The organism is Petrotoga halophila DSM 16923, assembly GCF_002924615.1.
The window spans coordinates 1-1,580 of the sequence record NZ_JALY01000163.1 but is presented as its reverse complement, the minus strand read 5'-3'; the positions used below and the strand labels follow the sequence as shown (position 1 = coordinate 1,580).

Sequence of the window (1,580 nt, the reverse complement as noted above, 5' to 3'; positions counted from 1 at the left end):
GTTGTTAGAAGCATGGAAGCTATCGATGCAGCATTTTGAAGTGCACTTCTTGTAACTTTAGTCGGATCAATTATTCCAGCCTCAAACATGTTAATGTATCTTTCTTTTAGTACATCAAATCCATATTTTGGATCATCTTTTTCGAGTATTCTTTCAATAATTATAGCGGGTTCTAAACCAGCATTTCTTATTATTTGTTTTGCAGGAGCATCTAAAGATTTTGCTACTAATTGTGCACCAATTTTTTCGTCTCCTGACAATGTGTTTGCAAATTCCTCAACGGCTTTTTTGGCTTTGAGTAATGTTACACCTCCACCTGCAACTATTCCTTCTTCTACAGCTGCTCTTGTTGCTGATAAAGCATCTTCTATTCTATGTTTCTTTTCTTTCAACTCAGTTTCTGTAGCCGCTCCGGCTTTAATCACAGCAACCCCACCAGATAATTTTGCTAATCTCTCTTGTAATGTTTCTTTTTCGTAATCGGAAGTTGTATTTTCAATTTGAGCTTTTATCTGAGCTATTCTTTCTTTTATTGCTGTAGGTTCACCTTTTCCTCCAACAATGATAGTATCTTCTTTTGCAACTCTTACCAAATCAGCTTGACCTAGATCGTTAATGGAAACATCTTCTAAGGTAAGACCAATTTCTTCGGATATTACAGTACCACCGGTTAAAATTGCAATATCTCTTAACATTTCTTTTCTTCTGTCTCCAAAACCAGGAGCTTTAACAGCTACAGATTCCAACGTTCCCCTTAGCTTATTGAGAACCAATGTAGAAAGAGCTTCTCCTTCAACATCTTCAGCAATGATTACCAACGGTTTTCCAGCTTGAGCTACCTTTTCTAAAATTGGAACTATAGATTTTACAGCTGAAATTTTTTTATCTGTAATTAAGATATAAGGTTCTTTCATTTCCGCTTCCATTTTTTCTGTGTTCGTGACAAAATATGGAGAGATGTATCCTCTATCGAATTGCATACCTTCTGTGAATTCTACATAAGTTTCAAGCGTTTTAGAGTCTTCAACGGTTATAACTCCGTCTTGTCCAACTTTGTCCATAGCTTCAGCTATAATATTTCCAATCTCTTCGTTATTAGCAGATATAGAAGCTACATGTGCAATGTCTTCTTTGCTAGATAACTTTCTGCTGGCATTCCTTATCTGTTCTACAGCTGTGTCTGTAGCTTTAGCGATACCGTTTCTCATCAATATGGGATTAGCACCGGCTGCAACATTTTTCAATCCCTCTTGAATCATAAACTGCGCTAAGACTGTAGCGGTAGTTGTCCCGTCTCCCGCAACATCGTTTGTTTTGGAAGCTACTTCTTTAACTAACTCTGCTCCAAGTGCTTCAAATTTATCTTTCAATTCAATTTCTTTAGCAATCGAAACACCATCATTTGTGATAGTTGGAGATCCCCAACTCTTTTCTAAAACCACGTTTCTTCCTTTAGGTCCCAAAGTTATTTTAACAGCATCTGCAACTGTATTAACGCCTCTTTCTAAAGCTCTTCTTGCATCTTCATTAAATTTTAACATTTTTGCCATCTTATCTCAACACCTCCTATTTTTTTAGTC

1 protein-coding gene is annotated in these 1,580 nt (G+C 36.5%); it reads right to left on the bottom strand.

The window, feature by feature from the left end; genetic code table 11:
• Positions 1 to 1,550, bottom strand: a 1,550-nt coding sequence (groL, locus tag AA81_RS07975; RefSeq protein WP_103898734.1) for a chaperonin GroEL, incomplete at its 3' end; no start/stop codon positions are given.
• Positions 1,551 to 1,580: the final 30 nt, after the last annotated feature.